The organism is Candidatus Deferrimicrobiaceae bacterium (assembly GCA_035256765.1).
In the GTDB taxonomy this organism is placed as follows: domain Bacteria; phylum Desulfobacterota; class Deferrimicrobia; order Deferrimicrobiales; family Deferrimicrobiaceae; genus CSP1-8.
Genome location: DATEXR010000037.1, coordinates 1 through 1402, shown reverse-complemented (window position 1 = coordinate 1402; position 1402 = coordinate 1). Strand labels below are relative to the sequence as shown.

General features: G+C 65.0%; 2 protein-coding genes. One reads left to right on the top strand and one right to left on the bottom strand.

What is annotated here, in order from left to right; genetic code table 11:
• Nucleotides 1-590, bottom strand: a 590-nt coding sequence (locus VJ307_01300; GenBank protein HJX72763.1) for an enoyl-CoA hydratase/isomerase family protein, incomplete at its 3' end; no start/stop codon positions are given.
• Between the two features lie 220 nt (nt 591-810).
• Here VJ307_01300 and VJ307_01295 point away from each other — a divergent pair.
• A partial coding sequence (locus VJ307_01295) for a GNAT family N-acetyltransferase (protein ID HJX72762.1) occupies nt 811-1402 on the top strand: 592 nt, incomplete at its 3' end.

Here is a 1402-nt window from a genome sequence, read left to right as displayed (position 1 = left end):
GCCATCTCGTACGTCACCTGGGGAAGTTCCTCCGGGGGGCAGACGCGGTTGACGAGTTTCAGGTCGAACGCCCGCCGCGCGCTCACCTTCCGGGCGGTGTAGAAGAGTTCCTTCGTCGCCGGCAGCCCGATCGTGTCGACGAACCGCATCAGCCCCGCGGGACGGTAGATGACCCCCAGGCGCGCGGGGGTCATCCCGAAGACCGCCTGGTCCGAGGAGACGCGGATGTCGCAGGCGATCGCCAGTTCCAGGCCGCCGCCGAAGGCGAAGCCGTTCAGCATGGCGATGACCGGTGCGGGGAACGACTCGACGGAGCGGATCATGTCGTCGAAGGGGTTGCTGGAGAGGAGCACCTGCGCCTCGCCGGAGCCGCCCGCGGGGATCGCGGTGATGTCGTACCCCGCGCAGAACGCCTCCTCCCCCTCGCCCCGGAGCACCACGCACCGGGTATCCTCGCCGGCCAGGCCGCCGAAGACCTTCCGGAGTTCCCCGAGGAGGGCAAGATTCAGCGCGTTCTTCTTGGCGGGATGGGAAATGGTGACGGTCGCCACCGGCCCCTCCTTCCCGACAATGACCTTTCCGCCCATCATCCCCTCCCGTCCGCCCGATTCCCCGGGCCATCGTACCTTTATAAGGAAAAGCCCGGGCCGGCGCAACCGCGCGCTTTGCGCAGGTCCTGCGCAAGCCGGGCAAACGGGGCGGGAATCGCCCGGCAACGGGATTGACAACCATACCGACGGACCCTATACTTCCGAAACATCATTTTATAGCGTGCCTGCGGATCACCCCGGGGAAAGGAGGACTTGCGCCATGCCACAGGAATACCCGAAAGAGGTGAAGGTGAGGGACGGAAGCACCGTCGTGCTGAAGCCCTTCGGTAGGAAGGACAAGGACGCCCTATTTCTCTTCTTCCAGAAACTGCCCGAGGCGGACCGGCTGTTTTTAAAGGACAACGTCACCGACCCGGCCGTGGTGGAGCGCTGGGCGACCGAGTTGAACTACGATAAGGTTTTCCCGCTCCTGGCGTGGCGGGGAAACGAGGTGGTGGCCGACGCCACCCTGCACAAGAGCCTCGGGGGGTGGATGAAGCACGTCGGGACGATCCGCATCGTGGTGGGGGGCGACTACCAGCGCCAGGGGCTGGGAAGTATCCTGGCGAACGAGCTCTTCCTGCACGCCCTGAAATGCGGGCTGGAGAAGATCGTCGCGGAGATGATGGAGACGCAGTCGGGTGCGAAGAAGGTCTTCGAGAAGCTCGGCTTCAAGCAGGAGGCGGTGTTCCGCGGGCACGTGCGCGACCAGATCGGCGTGCGGCACGACCTCCTCATCCTGACGAAGGACCTCGAGGATTTCTGGGCGAACATCCAGACCCACGAATACTTCTCCTACCCCTCGCGCGACC